The sequence below is a fragment of the Marinobacter sp. genome (genome assembly GCF_044799475.1).
Taxonomy (GTDB): domain Bacteria; phylum Pseudomonadota; class Gammaproteobacteria; order Pseudomonadales; family Oleiphilaceae; genus Marinobacter.
Map to the genome: position 1 here is coordinate 587,767 of NZ_CP085217.1, position 18,575 is coordinate 606,341.

Consider the following 18,575-nt stretch of genomic DNA (forward strand, 5'->3'; position numbering starts at 1 on the left):
GGCAAGCGTTTATGAAGCAAAGCTTCATGCGCCGCCGAACGACCGCAATCTGTGATTGCGGGCCGGACCCCTTGCGGGTATTTACGGGCGTGTTCTGAAAGGAAGGACCGCCCGGGCTTGTGCTCTGCAGCTATCGGGCTATCCGGGCCCGGGACAGAACTGCTAAAAGACCTGGTCTGCGAGTTCTGGCGAAGGAACGGAGCCGGGTACACTGTTTCAGGACACGCCCCCGTTCTCAGACTTCGGAGGTATGCTGTGATTAACAGCAAGTACCGAGAACCCGGCTCCGTTTATGGTTCAGCTCAAAACCCGCGCGGCACCGTCTGCGCCTCAACAAACTCAAACAGGCCTTCAACCCCTCCTTCACGACCAATACCAGAAGCCTTCATGCCACCAAACGGCGCTTCCGGAGTCGGGCCAGTGCCGGTATTCCAGCCCACGTGGCCAAACCGCAGGGCCGCGGCCACCTTCCGCGCACGATCGGCATCCGCCGTGAACAGATAGGATGCGAGGCCAAACTCGGTATCATTGCCGGCTTTAATCACTTCCTCATCGGAGCTGAAGCTCACCATCGGCACCAGCGGCCCAAAGGTTTCCTCTTTATAGCAGGCCATTTCCGAAGTTATGCCGGAAACAACCGTTGGCGGGTAGAACAGATCGTCGCCCTTCAGCTCCGATGGATCCTTCCCGGCGAGCAGTTTTGCGCCCTTTTCAAGGGCATCCGACACATGACGATGCACCTTGTCATAGCCACCTTTGTTGATCAGGGGACCAATGTCCACATCGTCGTTCATGCCATCGCCAACCTTCATGGCATTGACCTTGTCGGCCAGTTTTTTACCGAACTCGTCGGCCACCTTTTCATGAACGAAAATACGGTTCGCGCAGACACAGGTCTGGCCACCGCCACGGAACTTGTTGCCCAGCAGATTGCTGACAGCCGCATCGATATCCGCATCCTCAAACACAATGAACGGAGCATTGCCGCCCAGCTCCAGCGCCAGCTTCTTGACCAGCTCGCTGGTATCCACCAGCAGCTTGCGGCCCACCTCAGTTGAGCCGGTAAAGCTCAGCATGGGTACATCCGGGTGTTCACAGAGTACCTTGCCGATCACGCTGGCCTTGCCCATCACCAGATTGACCATGCCATCCGGCATATCGACCTGCTCATCCATCAGGGTAAAGAGCGCAATCATGGTCAGCGGGGTTTCGCTGGCAGGCTTGATGACCGAAGGACAGCCGGCGGCCAGCGCCGCGGAAAGTTTCTTGGCAATCATGCCGATCGGGAAGTTCCAGGGCGTGATCAGGCCGGCGACTCCGATAGGACGGTAATGCACCGTCCAGGTACAGTCTTTCGGCTTCTCGTCCAGAGTATGGGAGTCCAGGGCGTCGATGTGTTTGGCGCAGTAATCAAAGAAACCGGCTGCGTATTCGACCTCACCTTTCGCTTCTTTCAGCGGCTTGCCATGCTCGGAGCACAGGATGCGTCCAACTTCGTCCTTATTATTCATCAGGGCATCCCGAATGCCTTCAAGCCAGCCCCTGCGGGTTTCCAGGGAGTAGGGCTCGGACAGCCGCAGGGCTCCGGAGCCCGCCTCGATTGCATCCTCGACATCGCCTGCCGTCATGGATGCGACCTTTGCAATCACTTTGCCCGTTGCGGGGTTATAAACATCAAAGGTATTGCCGTCGCTGGAGTCTTTCCAGCGGCCGCCCACGTAGCCGTGCAGGTTCTTCAGTAGTGGTGAATCCATCATCCAGGCTCCTTGTCATGTATCCGGTTATCGAACTGTAAATCCAGGGTGCAGGGATTTACGGATCTCTATTCAATTCATAGTGGCCGCTGAACCCGGTGCTGTAAAGTAGCCAGGAGTGGGAGGGCACGACCGGTTGCGACCATTGCCGGGTTTTGACCCGGGGACTCGGCGGCCTATACTCGGGGGATGATCACCAGAGGAGGCCGGATGATGAAAGCTTTTTTCCACCCCGCACAGGACCAGCACCTGCCAAAAACCTATTTTACCCGCGGCCAGATGCGTGAACCCCAGGAAATTCCAGACCGTACCGGCCAGATGCTGGAAGGACTGAAAGCGATGGATATCCCGGTTCTGGAGCCGGCTGACCAGGGCGCTGCGGATATTTCCCGGATCCACGATCTGGGCTACCTGAGATTTCTGGAGTCCGCCCATCGGAGGTGGAAGGCAATGGGGGACTGGGGTGACGAGGTCATGTCCAACATATTTGTCCGGTCCCCCAACCACCTGCAGGGCATTCTCGCCGAAGCCGCCCGCTATCAGGCCGATGGCAGTTGCCCCATCGGCGCCAATACCTGGGACGCCGCCTACTGGTCAGCGCAGGCAGCGCTGGGGGCAGCTGATGCCCTGATGGCCGGAGAGCGTACCGCCTATGCGGTATGCCGCCCGCCCGGACACCATGCCCGGAAGGACGCAGCCGGAGGCTTCTGTTATCTGAACAATGCTGCAATTGCCGCCCAGAAACTCACATCCCGGTTCCGCCGTATCGCTATCCTGGACACGGACATGCATCACGGCCAGGGCATCCAGGAGATCTTTTACGACCGCAGCGATGTGCTCTACATCTCCATTCACGGGGACCCCACCAATTTCTACCCGGTGGTCAGCGGCTTTGAAAATGAACGGGGTGAAGGCGAAGGTTTTGGCTACAATATCAACCTGCCCATGCCCCACGGATCCTCCGAGGAAGACTTCTTCAACCGCCTGGAGGAGGCCATGACGGCCGTCACCCTGTTCCGGCCCGACGCCCTGGTTCTGCCACTGGGCTTCGACATCTATCACAACGACCCGCAGGCGAAGGTCTCCGTGAGTTCGGAAGGGTTCAGCCGTCTTGGCAAGCGCATCAGCCAGGCCGGTCTACCCACCCTGGTGGTGCAGGAAGGCGGCTACGACCTGGAAAGCCTGAGTGAGAACGTACAACAGTTTTTCCGGGGCCTCGGAGTCTGAATCGGGCGTATTTCAACCCGGTGGACTTTTCCAGATCAGTGGACAGGGGCATACACGCTGATATTGGTGTGGCCCTCGGCCTGTAACTGGCCGGCCTGAATCCGGCTCATGGTGCCCCTGTCGCAATAAAGCAGGAAGCGCCGGGCCGGCGGCAGGGCGGCAAATCCGCTGGAAAGCTCATAGAAGGGAATCCGGACAATATCGTTGTTGCTCAGACACAGCGGCGTCCTGTCGCCCTCCGTGGGGTGGCGCAGGTCAATGATGACATCGCCCTTTACAGGGGTGGTGACCATCTCAACTTCTTCCGGTGCAGCCCTTTTGTCCAGCAGTTGATCCACATGGCATTCGGTCCGACTCTCCAGGGCCTGCGCCAGTGCCGCAGGATCCATCCTGCTTTCGTCCAGTTCCACATTGCGAAGCTTTGCTCTTGTCGCGGGCCGCTGGGAAATGACGCCACAGTATTCCGGCATATTGCGCGCAAACGGCTCCGTACCTATCTCCCGGGCAATCCGGATGATCTCTTCCTTGTCCATGGATACCAGGGGGCGCAGGACAACCTGATCACAGGCCCGGTCCACCACACTCAGGTTGGTAAGGGTCTGACTGGACACCTGGGCCACGGCGTCACCGGTCACCAGACCTGCGACATTGTTGCGCTGGCCTATCTCTTCGGCCGCCTTCAGCATCTGGCGCTTGAGTACAACACCCCAGTGCCTGTGTCCGACCGACTGCATGATCTCGGCAACCACCCCGTCAAATGGCACCGAAATGAACTTTGCACTGTGGGAAGCGCCATACCGGGACCAGAGATAATGCACCACCTGACGCACACCGTCCTCGTGATTAGCGCCTCCCAGGTTGAAAAAAAGGAAATGGGAGCGAATGCCCCGCCGCATCATCAGCCAGGCCGCAACCGACGAGTCATAACCGCCGGAGATGAGTGTCATCACCGATTCCACGCTGCCCAGAGGGTAACCCCCCAGACCCCGATGGCGACTGAGGGCAATGTGATAATGGTCCTGCTGTATTTCAATGCGCACGGTGATGTCCGGCTGCCGCAGATCCACACATCGCGCCCCACCCTGCTCCAGCAGAACCGTACCCACCTGGCGGGCGACATCCCCTGACCGGAAATCATGCAGTCCGTGGCGGCGGACCCTGACGGCAAAACTCCTGTCCTCCAGTGTTCCAGCGGAAGCTGCCAGGGCCTGACTGGCGATATCCGCGATATCCTGAAGCGGGAACTCGCCAATTTCCTGAATGGTGGAAATTCCCGGTATCCGTTTCAGCGCATCAAGGACAGGCTCAGCCAGCTCCGAATCCGCGGGCAGCGTAACCTCAACCCGGTCCCAACTGCCGTCCACCCGGATACCGTGATCAAACTCCCGCAGCAGTTTGCGGACGTTCTGACGGAGCTGACGCATCTGGCTGCGGCGCACAGGCTTGCTCTTTATGGTTATCTCAGGCGCAGGACGGATAAGAAGCTTCATGGCATGGGACACAGAGGCGGATAGGTGATCGGGTGGGTAGAGAAAATTGTCCAAAGCGCTTAGTGTAACGGGTTCGAACCACGCCTCAAAGTCGGGCAATCCAATCACACAGACAACTGAACGCCGCCGGCTGGCAGCAGGAGCTCCGTTTTCCATGAGTCAGGACACCATAAATGCACTGGTTTCCCCCGAGGGCAGCCTGGAGATACTTTCCAGCCATGAGGTCAATCGCCTGAAGGATCGCAGCGAAGGAGGGCTCTACAAGCTCTTCCGCCAGTGCGCGCTGGCCGTTCTGAATACAGGTGCTGAAACCGACGACTGCAAGAAGCTGATGGAAATCCACGCGGACTTTGATGTTCGCCTGGTGCCCCAGCCAAGGGGCCTGAAACTGGAGCTGATCAATGCGCCTGCGAATGCCTTTGTTGACGGCGAAATGCTCCGGGCCCTGCGGGAGCATCTGTTCTCGGTGCTGCGGGATATCGTCTACTCAAACTCAATGCCCTCCTCCGCCTCCGGTTTCAAACGCGACAATCCAGAAGACATTACCAACCTGATCTTCCACATTCTGCGTAACGCCCGCGTGTTACAGGCCGGGCGCGTGCCGGACATGGTGGTGTGCTGGGGCGGCCATTCCATCAGCCGGGACGAGTATATCTACACCAAGGACGTGGGCCACGAACTTGGCCTGCGGGGCATGAACATCTGCACCGGTTGTGGCCCTGGCGCCATGAAAGGTCCGATGAAGGGAGCCACCATCGGCCACGCCAAACAGCGGGTCAGAAATGGTCGCTATATCGGGCTCACCGAACCCGCCATTATCGGTGCGGAAGCGCCGAACCCGATCGTGAACGAACTGGTGATTCTGCCGGATATCGAAAAACGGCTTGAAGCCTTTGTCCGCGCCGGCCACGGCATCATCGTCTTTCCTGGTGGCGTAGGCACCGCTGAGGAAATTCTCTACCTGCTCGGCATCCTCCTGCATCCCGACAATGTCGACCTGCCCTATCCGGTTATTTTCACCGGGCGGAAGGAAAATGCCGGCTATTTCCAGATGATCGACGAGTTTATCCGCAACGCCCTGGGTGACGAGGCTGCCAAAAAATACGAAATCATCATTGATGACCCAGCCAGAGTCGCCCGGATCATGAAAGAGGGCATCGCGGATGTCGAGGCCTACCGCCGCGAGAAACAGGACGCTTATTATTTCAACTGGATGCTGAAGATCGATCCGGTGTTCCAGCTACCTTTCGAGCCGGACCATGAAAAAATGCTGGCTCTGGAGCTGCACCGCGACCAGCCGGTACACATGATTGCTGCCAACCTTCGCAAGGCTTTCAGCGGCATTGTGGCGGGCAATGTGAAAGAAGGCGGCATCAAGCAGGTCGAAGAGAAGGGACCTTTTGAAATATCCGGTGACCCGGCACTTCTGCAGCCGCTGGACGCACTGCTCACCGCATTCGTTGAGCAGAACCGGATGAAACTGCCCGGCAGTTCAGCCTACCGGCCAAGCTATCGCATTGTTCCCAGGACTGGCTGAACACCGGATGCTGGCATGATTGGCAAAAGTGAACATTCGATAACAGAGCCGGCTCCTGCTCGGCAGGAATCGGCTCCCTTACAGATGGATCTATTTCCCGCCAGCAGGCAGGCTTTCATAGTAAGCCGCCAGATCTGCCATGTCCTGCTCGCTCAGGCTCATAGCTTGGCCCTGCATGACTGCGGCCTGACCGCCGGACCGCTGCTTGTTCTTGTAGGCGTTGAGTGCAAGAACCGTGTAGCCCGCTTTCTGGCCTGCCAGATTGGGATAGGTGGGAATCTGGGATATGCCATCGGCGCCATGACAGGCGGCGCAGACTGCCGATTTGCTTTTGCCTGCGGCTGGATCTCCGGCTGCCATCGCAGCCATGGGTAAAGCTGTGATTAATGCAAAAACGCCGGCTGCGGTATAGTTTTTCAATCTCATGCGGTCTACCCTCTCATCATCTTGCTGGTTTCAGTGCATTCTTTTCAAGAATGATTGCACATTTACTGACTTATACCATAGGGGCTGAACACCCCAAATGCCATAAATCAAATGCGCCTTGCTGAAAAATACGATGGAACTCAATATCTGTACTTCCCCGGCGCTTTTCATCAGTCGCCAATACGGAAGCCCCAGATCCTGATCAGCAGCGGAGACCGACAGACAGCATGACGATTCAAACTGAAGAACGAAACTGCATGGAGGGCCGGATCGGCCTGATCACTCTGGATTCCCCCGCTACTATCAATGCCCTTAACGGCGTGATGATTGATGAGATGCAGGCCGCCCTCGACACCTGGGCGGTGGATGACAGGATCTGCCTGGTAATGCTTCAGGGCAACGGGAAGCGGGGATTCTGTGCCGGGGCCGACGTCCGTCAACTTCACGACGCCCTGACTGGCAGGGATGATCCGGCCATGCCCCTGCGTTTCTTCAGTAAGGAGTACCGTCTCGACTATACCCTTCACCGCTTCCCCAAACCCGTAATCGGCTGGGCCCATGGAGTGGTCATGGGCGGCGGCCTGGGCCTGCTGTCCGCCTGCCGCTATCGCCTCGTAACACCGGATCTCATGATGGCCATGCCGGAAATCAGCATCGGCCTGTTTCCGGACGCAGGTGCCAGCTGGTTCCTCAATCGCCTGCCAGAAGGACTGGGCCTGTTTCTCGGCCTGACCGGTGCCCGCCTGAATATCAGCGATGCCCTGCGACTGGGCCTTGCTGATCTTGCGGTCTACCCCCAGCAGCGGGAAGCACTGCTTGACACCATCCTGGCCACTCGATGGAGCGGCGAAGCCGCAACGGACGACAACCGTGTTTACCGGCTGATCAATCAGCTTGATGCGCCCCCCGATCCCAGCCTGCCCGCCAGCAATCTGGCGCACCACGAACAGACGATCGCCCGACTGTGCCGTGATGGCGACCTGGAAACTGTGGTGGACCGTTTATTGTCCGAGCCGGGAGAGGATGAATGGTGGCAGGTGTGCATTGGAACCCTGCGAAGCGGCTGCCCGGTCAGTGCCTGGTTGGTCCATGAACAGTTGCTGCGGGGCCGGCAGATGGGTCTGAAGGATATCTTCCGGATGGAGCTGGTCATGGCATCCCGTTGCGCCCGGGAGCCCAACCTTGCCGAGGGCATCCGCGCCCGACTGATCGAGCGGGACAATTCGCCCAGCTGGAGTCACAGCCATGTCCGGGAGGTTCCGCGGGAGCATGTGGAGTCGTATTTCACCCCGGCCTGGAGCGCACAGGACGATCCTCTGATCGCACTCTGAACAGAGTCATCTCAGGAGCCGGCGCCCGCCTGAATCAGAAGCATCTGCAGCTCCCGGCTATTATTCTGGCGGGCGATGGCCAGTGCCGTCAGCCCGTCCGGCCCCTTGTAGCCCGGATCGGCTCCGGCTGCCAGCAGCACTTCCGCCATCAGCAGGTCACCTCCTTCAACCACCTGCATCAGCAGCGAGTGATCGCCCTGACTGACATTGACGTTGGCCCCCGCCGACAACAGTGCCTTCACTACCGAGAGATTACCTTCCCGGGCTGCCAGAAATATGGGGGTGTCGCCGGCTTCGCTAGCGGCGTTGACCCCGGCGCCAGCAGAAAGCAGCAGGGCCACGATTTGCCGATGACCTTTCAGGGACGCAACCATCAGCGGCGTCATGCCTGATTCTGTGACCAGATCCGGGCTGGCACCTTCGCTCAGGAGGAACCAGGTGATCCGGGCGTGGCCGGCCTCGGCTGCAACAAAGAGTGGCGTACCCTGCTCCGTTACCGTATTGAGAGAGGCACCGTCCCCGGCCAGAGCCTGCACACGGTCCAGGTCGCCATGCCGTACTGCAGCCACCATGGGGGTTGTATCAGCACGGGCCTGCCCCTGATCGAGATTGGAAGGTCCTCTGGGGGAAGCGCAGGCGCCCAGAAAAAGTGTGAATGCCAGCACGGCTGCATACCGGAGGGTGAGAGCATGAACAGGCGCAGAGGACAGAATCGGCAGAAGGGCGCGAGCGCCAGTTCCATTGGCCATGGTGATGTTTTCCAGTTCAGAGGACGTCCGCCATTCTGCTCAGTGAGGCCGGCGAAATAAAGCGAGCGGTTCACAAGTTGGCAACCCCTTGCCCCACACCTGCCGGAAACAGCACCTCAGGCCCCCACCCAGAGCTCTGCTGCCAGCGCCCTCAGGCGGGATTCGCCATCCCGTCGCCCGAGACAGTCACCACTGGCCTGCAGCTGCTGCCACGACCAGTTCTGCAGAACAGCGCGGCACCACAGGACTTTATCAGGCAGCGAAAGAAGCCTGCCAGCCACACCCGGATTCATGCTCAGGCGCATCATTGGCAGCAGGCTCAGCTCCAGACCACGATGGCCATGGCAAAAAGCCTCAAGCTCCACTTCATCCAGCGCATCCAGTTCCGCGCCTCTTGTCAGGGCACCTGTCAGTGACAACACCAGTTCAGGCGCCAGATCCGGCCACACCCGGGGCAGCAGAACCGGCCAGTGCTCGGCAAACCGCGCACGGATCTGGCCCGCAAGCCCTTTCCCTTCGTCCGAGAAGCCGATCAGCATCTGTACCGCATGCTCACCACTGCTGGCCTCGCGCTGAAGGCCCAGGCGCATCAGTTCGAAACCGCAGCGCTGCCAGAATCCAAGCAGGTCGGGGCTGACCCCGAAACTGGTCCCAAGCCCGTCCAGGCCGCCTGCCCGGGCATGGTCACCGGCCGCCAGCACCAGATCGATGCCTACCCCCTGCCTGCGCCAGCGCTCATGGACAGCCACCCTCACTACCCGGGCAAGACGCAGACACGCGGCAGCGGGAAAGCCACTGTGATTGGCCAGGGACTGGGGCAGAAGGTGGCCTCTCAGCCGCCTTTCCCCCAGGGCTACCTGTTGAGCCAGTTCCGGATCCAGCCCGCCTTCAACTGTCATCCACAGCACCCCGACGACCTGAGCGCCCGAGCGGGCAAGCCAGCTCTGGCCCCGGGGATCATCCATCCACTGCCGCAGATCTCCGGGGGTAGTGCGGTAGTGAGCATCCACCAGCAGGCCAAAAGCCGCTGCCAGTTCGCCTTCCGTGGCCTCAGCAGGACGCCAGGGGCTCAGTGTAACCGGTCCTGAAGCCTCAACCACCGGGGACTCGGCTGCCAGCAGAAACAGCTCCCGGACCAGCGCCTCCAGCGGGTCTCCCTCGGCCCAGCGCACCGGGTCATGAAGTTGAAGGGACTGCCAGCGAGGCGCCTTCTTCTCAAGCACCCGGCGAAATCTCAGGGCAAAGCCGCGACCGGAGCCTTCATAACCATGGGTTGTGGTTGCGTAGACCACCCTGGGCCAGCCCCCCAGGATTTTTTCCAGCAGCGGCGCAGGAATGGCAGCAGCCTCATCAACCAGCACCAGCCCGGCTTCCGGTCGGTGCCGCAGGAGTTCATCCACTGCGTAAAAAGACAGGGTCTGGCCGCCGCTCAGGACCAGGGAAAACTCATCCCGACCCGGAACCGCCTCCGCTCCCGCCGCCAGACGGGCATGTTCAAACAGGGTTCGCACCGCGCCTGTGCCAGGTGCAGTGACTATAACCCTGGTCTCGGGAGCTGGCTGCCGTGCCGCTTTCAGGTATTCAACCGCTGCCATGCCCAGAGCTGCCGACTTGCCGCGACCGCGGTCCGCGGTAATCACCAGAGGCCGCCTGGCCCGGCCCCGGGCGGTGCGCAGAACCTCCCGGACAGCCTTTGCCTGATCCGCAGTGCCTCCGGGAACGAATGGAGGATTCTGGCTGGGAGGACCGGACAACTCCGGCTCTGCGCCGGGACTTACCCGGATCACAGACGGGTCGGACGCAATCACCCTGGCCATACGCTCTGCAAAAGGATGATGGCCTGCCTCCTCCAGACCGGTGCGGGCGTAGTCAGGGTCCGCAAACTCGCCCCAGGTATCCAGTGGTGGCATCAACCAGAACCAGAGTCCGCCCGCCGCCAGAGTTCCGCTCAGAGCCGCCAGGCTGTCCGGAGGGTTGCCCTGCCAGCCATCCCACACCAGCAGCTGGATCTCCCGGCCGAGCCAGCGTCTGCCGGCATCGGGCCTGATTGCGGTCAGCCCCGGATGCGGCGGTCCAGTTGCGGGACCGCTCCACAGGCCTGTTTCGAACACCAGCTCCGGAAGGACGTTGCCCAGCCATGACAGAGCCTCCTCGCGGCTACCCTCAACCAGCACCAACCGGCGCTGCCCAGCAGCCTGAAGAGACTGCTGGAAATTGCGCCAGCAGGACGGAGTGGCAGCTGCCATTGGCTCAGCTCAGATCGATGGCATGGCGTTTGAGATCATCCAGCCCGCAATGCCTGAGTGCCGCCCGGTGAGTGGCCCGCAGCTTTACCCGGGGCGCGCAGTCCGCTGCAAAGGCCTCCTGCCACCGGGGTGCACAGAGGCACCAGGCATCGCCCGCTTTGAGGCCGGGAAAGCCGGCTTCCGGCACGGGTGTGCTAAGATCGTTGCCCCGGCTGCGGGAGTACGCCAGAAACTCATCCGTGACCACGGAGCACACGGCATGCACTCCCATGTCGTCCGGGCCCACATTGCAGCAGCCATCCCGGTAAAACCCGGTGTTCGGCTCGGTGCCGCAGACTTCCAGCTTCTCTCCAAGCACATTCAGCGATTCGGTAATGACAGTGGCCATCAAACATCTCCTGCCCGAAAAATGGAACTCATTATGGGTGACAGGTTACCCACAAGCCAGTTGGTGATTACAATAGCCCAATGCCTACTGAACTCCCGCATTTCCTTACCGACGAACAGCGCGCCATCATCACCGCCGATCCCGAACACGCCGTGATTACGGCGGTGGCGGGTAGCGGCAAAACTTCGACTCTGGCCTGGCGCATCCGTTATCTGCTGGAGCAGGGCCAGCGGCCGGAACGCATGCTGGTACTGATGTTCAATCGCAGCGCCAGGCAGGATTTTGAGCGCAAGCTGACAGCCGTAACCCGGGACTCCGGGCTGATGCTGCCGGAGATCCGCACCTATCACGCCATGGGCCTGCGGCTTTACCGCCGTTTCATCCGTGAGGGTTACCTGCCGGCGTTCTCCGAAGCCATTCTGACCGAACAGGAGATCAGCTTTCAGGCATGGATTCTGACCCGGCGTCTGGTCCCGGAAGACCTGCAGGATGAAGTGCGCCGCAACAAAAAGGATTACGTGGAAACCGCCACCGGCTTTATTGACCGGGTCAAGACTACACTGTCCCCGGCAGAAATCGTGTTCGAGGAAATGGGCTTTGGCGACAGACACAGGTATCTGATTGATCTGTTTCACGCTTTCGAGCAATGGCGCAAAGGCGGAAGCCGGATCAGCTATGCTGACATGCTCTACGAGCCGGTGATGGCCATCCACCAGAATCCCCCTCTGCAGAGGCTGGTTGGTAACAGGATGGATCTGATCCTTGTCGATGAATATCAGGACACCAACGAAATCCAGCACCTGCTGCTGCGCTATGTGGCCGGCGATCGCGCCAGGGTAACCGTGGTGGGAGACCCAGACCAGACCATCTATGAATTCCGTGGCGCCAGTCCGGAATTCATTCTGAGGCGCTTCAGCGATGAGTTTGAACGCCCGCTGGAACAGACCCTGAGCTATTCCTTCCGCTACGGTCACAGGGTCGCCCTTCTCGCCAATCACCTGATCAGCCGCAATCTGGGACGCAGAGACGTGCTCTGCCACGCCCATCGGTCCACCCCGGATTCAAAAATCAGCCTCCATGAAAATGACAGTGACCCGGAGGCGGTACTCGCCATCCTGGAACAGCAGTCCCCCGCAGAGCGGGATGAAACGGCAATCCTGTTCCGGGTCTGGAGCCAGAGTGTAGCCATCGAACTCCGGCTGCTGGACCGTCAACTGCCCTATCGCATCGACACCGGCAAGGGCGCCCTGTTCAGCCGCGAAGTGGAGGCCATAACCGCTCTGCTGCAGGTGGCGACCGGCACTCTGCCAGAAACGCCGGAAGCCGATCGGGTGACTGTCGCACGGAACCTGCTACGGTTCCCCCATGTCGGTCTCAAGGAAGCCGAGCTGAATCAACTGGCAGGATTTCTCGCCGGATTTGGCGAAGGCTGGGCCGAGCGTCTTCTGGCCATGGATTTTGATGCGCTGCCGCCACTGGCCGGTCGCAAGCTGCGCCGTCTCGGGGAGATCCTTCAGCGGCTTAAGCGCTTCGATGGTCAGGTTTCAGACCTGATAAGGCAGTACGCAGACCACACCGACCTGTTCGAAGGCCTGCGCAGCCTCGCCATGGCCCACGATACCGCCAGCGAACGGGTGGATACGGTAAAAGGCTTCCAGACCTATCTTGCGGGCCTGAATGTCGGAGCCGCAGAGGCCCTGGCGCACCTGCGCGAACTCAAGAGCAAGGCAGCGAGGCCCCACAACGGCGGCGTACTGCTGTCTACGATTCATCGCACCAAGGGTCTGGAATGGTCCACGGTCATCCTGCCTGGACTGCAGGAAAAGTATCTGCCTTACAGCCCGCGCCAGGGGACCGACATAAAAGGCCTGATCGAAAGCGAACGCCGCCTGCTTTATGTGGCCATGACCCGCACCCGCAACCATTTGCACCTCATTACGCGGACTTCCGGCCAGAGGCCACCGATGGATGCCGGTGCCGGGCCCAGCCGCTTCATTGCCGAACTGCATTTCAGGCTTTCCGACCAGTTGGGGCAACACCTGGAAGCCATCGCGGACAGCACCGAAGAAATGCCGGAGCAGGTGACAGTTGATGAAGCCGCCACCCTGGTGAGCGAACGCTATGCCCGGCGAGCCGGCGTGACTCTCAGCGGCAGGACGGCCAGCGGCAGCACGGGCGCACCTGAGTCCGGCGACAACCAGGGAGCGCTCTGGGCGCATGAACGTCTGTCTCATACCATCTTTGGCCAGGGGTCCGTGATCAGCGAAGATGAGGGGGCGTTTGAAGTCAGTTTTGATGCCGGCAAGACGTTGAATTTCAGCAAAAAAAGCGCTCATCTCTATTTCCATGCCCTGGAGTGAGAGGATACCATGGTGGTCGCAATACCGGCTCTCCAGAGCACCGGTAAGGACGAAAAGCTGTTTTTGGTGTAACTTTTATTATGAATTGCACGTAAGCTGCAAAACATGAAGAAGAATAAAGCTGACAAGGCCCCTGAAACCAAAGGCTTTCGTGTTCACAAATCTGCAGAACAAGACAGGAGATTTAGCATGAGGATCATGCGTCCATTGGCTTTCGCTACCCTGGCCACGGTATTTGCGGCACCTGCCATTGCGCAGGACGAAGTGAAGGACCGGATTTACATCAACCCCTTTGCCGGCTTCCAGTTATTTGATGACGAACGGGACCTGAGCGAAACAGCCACCTTCGGCGTTGGCGCGGAATACCGCTTTCTGCCCAGATGGGCGGTGGAATTGGTCGGCTCCCACGGGGATGCCGACCGGAAGTATCGCTCCGGCCGCAATGACTTCGACTCCGTCCGGCTTGACGGTATCTATTACCTTGCCAACCCGACCGAGACCTGGAATCCCTATGTGTCGGCTGGCGTGGGCCATATGGATTTTGACGGAGATCCAGGCATCAACACCCTGGGCACCAATCACGACGAGACCCGGGTAAACGTTGGCGTGGGCATGCGCTACAACATCAATGAACGCCTCTCCCTGCGGGGCGACCTGCGCGAATTCCACGGCGTTGATGAAAGCACCTGGGACACCCTTGCCACGCTGGGTTTAAGCGTTGCCTTTGGACGCAAGGTTGAGAAGCAGGCACCGGAGGACAGCGACACCGACGGGGTTCCCGACAGCAGGGACCAGTGCCCCAACACACCGGTGGGTAGATCCGTCGACAGCCGCGGCTGTGAACTCGACTCTGACAACGATGGCGTCGTTGACGGTAGGGACCAGTGCCCCGGCACCAAACCCGGCGTCAAAGTGAACGCCAGTGGCTGTGAAGTCGACAGTGATAACGACGGCGTTCTGGACAGCGTCGATCAGTGTCCGAACACTCCTGCTGGAGCCAAAGTCGATGAATTCGGCTGCGAGGGCATTACCGAAACCGTTGAAACCATTGAGCTTTCAGTGAAGTTTCCCACCAATAGCTCCGTTATCGGAGATCGCTTCGACAATGAAATCCGCGAGGTGGCGGACTTCATGAGGGAGCATCCGGAAACAACCGTGGAAATTGCCGGCCATACTGACAGCCGGGGCGAAGCAAGTTACAACCAGTTCCTGTCACAGCGCCGTGCCGAAGCCGTGGCTACCCGGCTGACCGATGTGCTCGGAGTTGACGAGGACAGGGTGACCGCTGTGGGTTATGGCGAAACAGAGCCTGCATTCACCAACGAAACTGCCGCAGGCAGGGCACAGAACCGTCGGGTTGAAGCGCGGATTCAGGTTCGTCGCTAAAACACCGGCCAAACGGATATGACAAGGCGCCTGCGGGCGCCTTTTCTGTTTCTGGCGTCGGTCACTGACGGGCAATCCCTGTCAGACCCATTGCCGTAAAATGGTGACTAACGGAACAAAGCGGGGGAAGAGGATGATTCGCTGGTTACTGCTCAGTGTTCTGTCACTGCTTCTGTCTCCTGCAGTTGCAGGGGTCTATCGTTGTGAGACGGAGTCAGGGGTGCGCTTTTCCGACCAGCCCTGCGGCCCGGATGCACAGAGAATAACGGTCCCGGACAACCGTATCGGAGGCAGCTTCGACTCGAACCTGCCGGAGCCGGAACCATCCCCGGAAAAAGATTCCGGGCATGACGGGGACGAGGAACACGCTGAAAAAGACAGGCCCTGCCGCCACATAAATTCCACCAGGCTGCGCCGGCATCTGGTAGCCGGTGAGGTTGTGCAAGGCATGACCAAAGACCAGGTCATCAGGGCGTTCGGTCGCCCGCCGGAGACCTATCCCGTGCCCCAGGAAACCTGGGTATATCACACCGACTACTACGGGCGACTCTACGAACTCACCTATGTCTATTTCGAGGATGGCTGCGTCGAACGGATGGAGTACCGCAAACCCTGAGCCGGACTGGCGGGAGCGGACCGATGTCTGGCCCCAGATGACTTGCATCCTTTTCCTGCCAGAGGGTGTAATGAAATCCAGCCGCCGCTCCACGTGAGAGCTGGCACCCGGAACTCCCAGCCGGCCAACAAACAGACAACAGGGTTTCCTCATGGCGATTCAACACTTCGATGTTTTAATCATAGGTGCCGGTCTGTCCGGCATCGGGGCCGGCTGCCACCTGCAAAAACGCTGCCCCGGGAAAACCTTTGCCATTCTGGAAGCCAGGGAGACCATTGGTGGCACCTGGGACCTGTTCCGCTACCCGGGCATCCGCTCAGACTCGGACATGTACACTCTGGGCTATTCCTTCCGGCCCTGGACCAGGGGCAAGTCCATTGCCGACGGGCCTGACATTCTGGACTACGTCCGCGACACGGCAAGGGACAGCGGCATTGACCGGAAGATCCATTATGGACACCGGGTGATCCAGCATTCATGGAACAGCAACGACGCCACCTGGACCGTGGAAGCCAGCCATGGTGAGAAAGGCGAGACCGTCCGGTTCAGCTGCAATTTCCTGATCAACTGCAGCGGCTACTACCGCTACGACGAGGGTTACACCCCGGAATTCCCCGGGCGTGATGAGTTCAGGGGCCAGGTCATCCATCCCCAGCACTGGCCGGAAGACCTGGACTACCGCGGCAAGCGGGTGGTGGTAATTGGCAGCGGTGCAACAGCAGTCACCCTTGTGCCTTCCATGACGGAAGAAGCCGCCCACGTCACCATGTTGCAGCGCTCCCCCAGTTACATAGTGTCCCTGCCGGATGTCGACGTGATTGCCCGCTTCCTGCAGCGGCTGCTACCCGGGATCGCTGCCTACCGGATTACCCGGTGGAAGAACGTCACCATGCAGATGCTGTTTTTCCAGGCATGCCGGCGCTTTCCAGGCCTCATGCGCAAAATGATCCGCCGGCAGCTACTTCGGGAGCTGGGTCCCGATGCTGACATCGACACCCACTTCAACCCTTCCTATGACCCATGGGATCAGCGGCTCTGCATGGTGCCCAACGGGGATCTTTTCCGGGCCCTGCGAAAGGGTGACGCAGCCATGGTCACAGACCACATCGACCGCTTCACCTCCGACGGCATCCGCCTGGCCTCCGGGCGGGAACTGAAGGCCGACATCATCGTGACTGCCACGGGCCTCAATCTGGTGGCGATGGGTGGCGCCAGGCTGCTGGTGGACGGCAAAGAGGTGAATTTGCCCGAAACCATGGGCTACAAGGGCATGATGCTCAGCGATGTGCCCAACATGGCGCTGGTGGTGGGCTATACCAATGCCTCCTGGACCCTGAAAGCGGATCTGACGGAAGAGTATATCTGCCGGCTCATCAATCACATGGACGAAAAAGGATACAACATCTGTGTGCCGAAGAAAGACCCGGACGTGCAGGAAGAGCCCTTCCTGGATCTGGATTCCGGCTATGTCACACGGGCCCTGGCGCATCTGCCCAAGCAGGGAGACCGCTCGCCCTGGCGGCTGTATCAGAACTATCTGCTGGACCTGCTCAACCTGCGCTTCGGCCGCGTCGAGGACGGGTCCATGAATTTCTGCCGTGCCCGCCGCAGTCAGACTGAAGAGGACACCAGCAACCAGGTGGCCTGAAGGATCCCGCTATTCGCTGTAGCGCCCCGGTCTGAACGCGTCCAGATTCAGGGCTGGTGTCTCTCCGTCCATCACCTGGGCAATCAGATCCGCGCTGCCGGCTGACAGGGTCCAGCCAAAGGTGCCATGCCCGGTATTGAGATAGAGGTTCTTCCTGGGCCCGGGCCCCAGGATCGGTGGCCCGTCAGGCGTCATCGGCCGGAATCCCGTCCAGGTTTCAGCTTTGAACAGGTCTGCCGCGCCGGGGAACCGGGAGGCAACGGAGCGGCGTATGGTGTCCAGCCGCCGCTCCGGAATATCCCGGTTGAAGCCCGCCAGCTCCACAAATCCCGTAGCCCGCAGACGATCACCCAGCCGGGTCGATACCACCTTGAAGCGGTCGTCGTGGACTGTGGAAAGCGGCGCCAGCTCCGGGTCGTTAATGTCTGCAGTAAGAGAGTAGCCCTTGACGGGGTATATGGGCAGGCGCTCCCCGATCGCCGCCAGCAGCGTGGGCGACCCACAGCCAGCGGTCACCACGACGGCATCGGCCTCCAGCTCCCGGGAAGCCTGGTCGGCCTCGCGAATTTCCACACCGTGAACACTGTGGCCGTCGCTGAGAAAGCGGACAACCTCCGTGCTGAAATGAAAGCTGACACCAGCAGCCTGACAGGCTCCGGCCAGAGCCCGGGAAAACAGCCCGCAGTCTCCGGTGCCATCTGTGTCATAACTCAGGGCGCCATAGAGCGGCCCCGTCCCGGTCATGCCGGGTTCGGCTTCGCGGGCCTGTTCCGGTGTCAGGAGGCGGTGCGCTATGCCCAGCTCACGGAGCAGGCAGGCCGTGTTCCTGTAATCATCCATGGCGCCGGGAGTGCTTGCCAGATGCAGCAGGCCGGAATGTGCGCCATCAAACACCAGTGAGAGCTCCTCTTCCAGAGCCGCAAAGCAGAAACGGCTATGGATGCCCAGGCGCAGCATGGCCCGGCGGTTGAGACCGTAAACCCCCGGCGCCAAGGCAAACCTGAGAGTCTGGAGCAGGAAGCCGAGAGCGGATAACGAGGGAGGCACAGACATCTTCAGGGCCCCATCCCGCTTCAGAAGCATGGGCAGCGCCTTGCGCACCATCGCAGGCGAAGCCCAGGGGTAGACCACTCCGTAGGATCGCTGGCCGGCATTGGCGCTACTGGTTTCCAGCCCGGCGTTGTCGAGACGCTCTATAACGGTGACCTGGTGGCCCCGCTTTTGCAGCGCCCAGGCTGTTGTAACTCCCACCACTCCGGCACCGATGACAACAGCATGCATGTGATTGCCCTCCCTCGAACTTCCATCTCACGATTTATCGCCGCCAGGGTCAAGGAGGAAAGCATGCTCTGGCTGTCTGGAATGAATGGGCATGGTAGAATTGCTGCCCGCTTCAAAAATCAATGGCCAGGGCTTT

General features: G+C 60.1%; 14 protein-coding genes. 7 read left to right on the forward strand and 7 right to left on the reverse strand.

The features are described 5' to 3' along the window. Window positions 1-302 precede the first annotated feature (302 nt). Complete coding sequence (locus LG327_RS02695; RefSeq protein ID WP_404365435.1) at window positions 303-1,757, reverse strand: NAD-dependent succinate-semialdehyde dehydrogenase; 1,455 nt, start codon at window positions 1,755-1,757, stop codon at window positions 303-305. A 210-nt stretch (window positions 1,758-1,967) separates the two neighbouring features. Here LG327_RS02695 and LG327_RS02700 point away from each other — a divergent pair, with 210 nt between their 5' ends. Next, window positions 1,968-2,981: a histone deacetylase family protein gene (locus LG327_RS02700; protein ID WP_404369175.1), complete on the forward strand. Its 1,014-nt coding sequence runs from the start codon at window positions 1,968-1,970 to the stop codon at window positions 2,979-2,981. A 35-nt stretch (window positions 2,982-3,016) separates the two neighbouring features. On the opposite strand, the gene thiI is transcribed toward LG327_RS02700, so the two are convergent. Further along, the gene (gene thiI, locus LG327_RS02705; protein ID WP_404365437.1) at window positions 3,017-4,471 is read right to left on the reverse strand and encodes a tRNA uracil 4-sulfurtransferase ThiI; all 1,455 of its coding nucleotides are present in this window, start codon (window positions 4,469-4,471) and stop codon (window positions 3,017-3,019) included. A gap of 154 nt (window positions 4,472-4,625) precedes the next feature. Between thiI and ppnN the strand changes: the two genes are divergently transcribed. Next, the gene (ppnN, locus tag LG327_RS02710) at window positions 4,626-6,008 is read left to right on the forward strand and encodes a nucleotide 5'-monophosphate nucleosidase PpnN (protein ID WP_404365439.1); all 1,383 of its coding nucleotides are present in this window, start codon (window positions 4,626-4,628) and stop codon (window positions 6,006-6,008) included. A 90-nt stretch (window positions 6,009-6,098) separates the two neighbouring features. On the opposite strand, the gene LG327_RS02715 is transcribed toward ppnN, so the two are convergent. Continuing rightward, entirely contained in the window at window positions 6,099-6,434 is a 336-nt protein-coding gene (locus LG327_RS02715; protein WP_404365441.1) for a c-type cytochrome, read from the reverse strand. A 227-nt stretch (window positions 6,435-6,661) separates the two neighbouring features. Between LG327_RS02715 and LG327_RS02720 the strand changes: the two genes are divergently transcribed. Beyond that, window positions 6,662-7,765: an enoyl-CoA hydratase/isomerase family protein gene (locus LG327_RS02720; RefSeq protein WP_404365443.1), complete on the forward strand. Its 1,104-nt coding sequence runs from the start codon at window positions 6,662-6,664 to the stop codon at window positions 7,763-7,765. Window positions 7,766-7,776: 11 nt separating this feature from the next. Here the strand turns inward: LG327_RS02720 and LG327_RS02725 are convergent, their stop codons facing one another. The 3 genes from LG327_RS02725 to LG327_RS02735 form a co-directional block, all read right to left on the reverse strand. Then, entirely contained in the window at window positions 7,777-8,514 is a 738-nt protein-coding gene (locus LG327_RS02725; RefSeq protein WP_404365445.1) for an ankyrin repeat domain-containing protein, read from the reverse strand. A 116-nt stretch (window positions 8,515-8,630) separates the two neighbouring features. Continuing rightward, window positions 8,631-10,760 (reverse strand): tRNA(Met) cytidine acetyltransferase TmcA, encoded by a 2,130-nt coding sequence (locus LG327_RS02730; protein ID WP_404365447.1) that lies wholly within the window; start codon window positions 10,758-10,760, stop codon window positions 8,631-8,633. Window positions 10,761-10,764: 4 nt separating this feature from the next. Continuing rightward, entirely contained in the window at window positions 10,765-11,148 is a 384-nt protein-coding gene (locus tag LG327_RS02735) for a DUF2237 family protein (RefSeq protein ID WP_404365449.1), read from the reverse strand. A gap of 80 nt (window positions 11,149-11,228) precedes the next feature. Between LG327_RS02735 and LG327_RS02740 the strand changes: the two genes are divergently transcribed. The 4 genes from LG327_RS02740 (at window position 11,229) to LG327_RS02755 (ending at window position 17,158) form a co-directional block, all read left to right on the forward strand. Then, entirely contained in the window at window positions 11,229-13,508 is a 2,280-nt protein-coding gene (locus LG327_RS02740) for an ATP-dependent helicase (RefSeq protein WP_404365451.1), read from the forward strand. Window positions 13,509-13,697: 189 nt separating this feature from the next. Continuing rightward, window positions 13,698-14,894, forward strand: coding sequence for an OmpA family protein (locus LG327_RS02745; protein ID WP_404365452.1), 1,197 nt, complete (start codon window positions 13,698-13,700; stop codon window positions 14,892-14,894). Between the two features lie 133 nt (window positions 14,895-15,027). Continuing rightward, on the forward strand, window positions 15,028-15,510 hold the full coding sequence (locus LG327_RS02750) for a DUF4124 domain-containing protein (RefSeq protein ID WP_404365453.1): 483 nt from the start codon (window positions 15,028-15,030) through the stop codon (window positions 15,508-15,510). 151 nt (window positions 15,511-15,661) lie between these two features. Then, a complete protein-coding gene (locus LG327_RS02755) occupies window positions 15,662-17,158 on the forward strand; it encodes a flavin-containing monooxygenase (RefSeq protein WP_404365455.1) in 1,497 nt (498 codons plus the stop codon). A gap of 9 nt (window positions 17,159-17,167) precedes the next feature. Here LG327_RS02755 and LG327_RS02760 read toward each other — a convergent pair whose 3' ends face one another. Next, the gene (locus LG327_RS02760) at window positions 17,168-18,439 is read right to left on the reverse strand and encodes a D-amino acid dehydrogenase (RefSeq protein ID WP_404365457.1); all 1,272 of its coding nucleotides are present in this window, start codon (window positions 18,437-18,439) and stop codon (window positions 17,168-17,170) included. Window positions 18,440-18,575: the final 136 nt, after the last annotated feature.

Excerpts from the sequence above, each read along its gene's own strand:
- LG327_RS02695 (WP_404365435.1), bottom strand. The coding sequence starts at position 1,757 with ATGATGGATTCACCACTACTGAAGAACCTGCACGGCTACGTGGGCGGC.
- LG327_RS02700 (WP_404369175.1), top strand. The coding sequence starts at position 1,968 with ATGAAAGCTTTTTTCCACCCCGCACAGGACCAGCACCTGCCAAAAACC.
- thiI (WP_404365437.1), bottom strand. The coding sequence starts at position 4,471 with ATGAAGCTTCTTATCCGTCCTGCGCCTGAGATAACCATAAAGAGCAAG.
- ppnN (WP_404365439.1), top strand. The coding sequence starts at position 4,626 with ATGAGTCAGGACACCATAAATGCACTGGTTTCCCCCGAGGGCAGCCTG.
- LG327_RS02715 (WP_404365441.1), bottom strand. The coding sequence starts at position 6,434 with ATGAGATTGAAAAACTATACCGCAGCCGGCGTTTTTGCATTAATCACA.
- LG327_RS02720 (WP_404365443.1), top strand. The coding sequence starts at position 6,662 with ATGACGATTCAAACTGAAGAACGAAACTGCATGGAGGGCCGGATCGGC.
- LG327_RS02725 (WP_404365445.1), bottom strand. The coding sequence starts at position 8,514 with ATGGCCAATGGAACTGGCGCTCGCGCCCTTCTGCCGATTCTGTCCTCT.
- LG327_RS02730 (WP_404365447.1), bottom strand. The coding sequence starts at position 10,760 with ATGGCAGCTGCCACTCCGTCCTGCTGGCGCAATTTCCAGCAGTCTCTT.
- LG327_RS02735 (WP_404365449.1), bottom strand. The coding sequence starts at position 11,148 with ATGGCCACTGTCATTACCGAATCGCTGAATGTGCTTGGAGAGAAGCTG.
- LG327_RS02740 (WP_404365451.1), top strand. The coding sequence starts at position 11,229 with ATGCCTACTGAACTCCCGCATTTCCTTACCGACGAACAGCGCGCCATC.
- LG327_RS02745 (WP_404365452.1), top strand. The coding sequence starts at position 13,698 with ATGAGGATCATGCGTCCATTGGCTTTCGCTACCCTGGCCACGGTATTT.
- LG327_RS02750 (WP_404365453.1), top strand. The coding sequence starts at position 15,028 with ATGATTCGCTGGTTACTGCTCAGTGTTCTGTCACTGCTTCTGTCTCCT.
- LG327_RS02755 (WP_404365455.1), top strand. The coding sequence starts at position 15,662 with ATGGCGATTCAACACTTCGATGTTTTAATCATAGGTGCCGGTCTGTCC.
- LG327_RS02760 (WP_404365457.1), bottom strand. The coding sequence starts at position 18,439 with ATGCATGCTGTTGTCATCGGTGCCGGAGTGGTGGGAGTTACAACAGCC.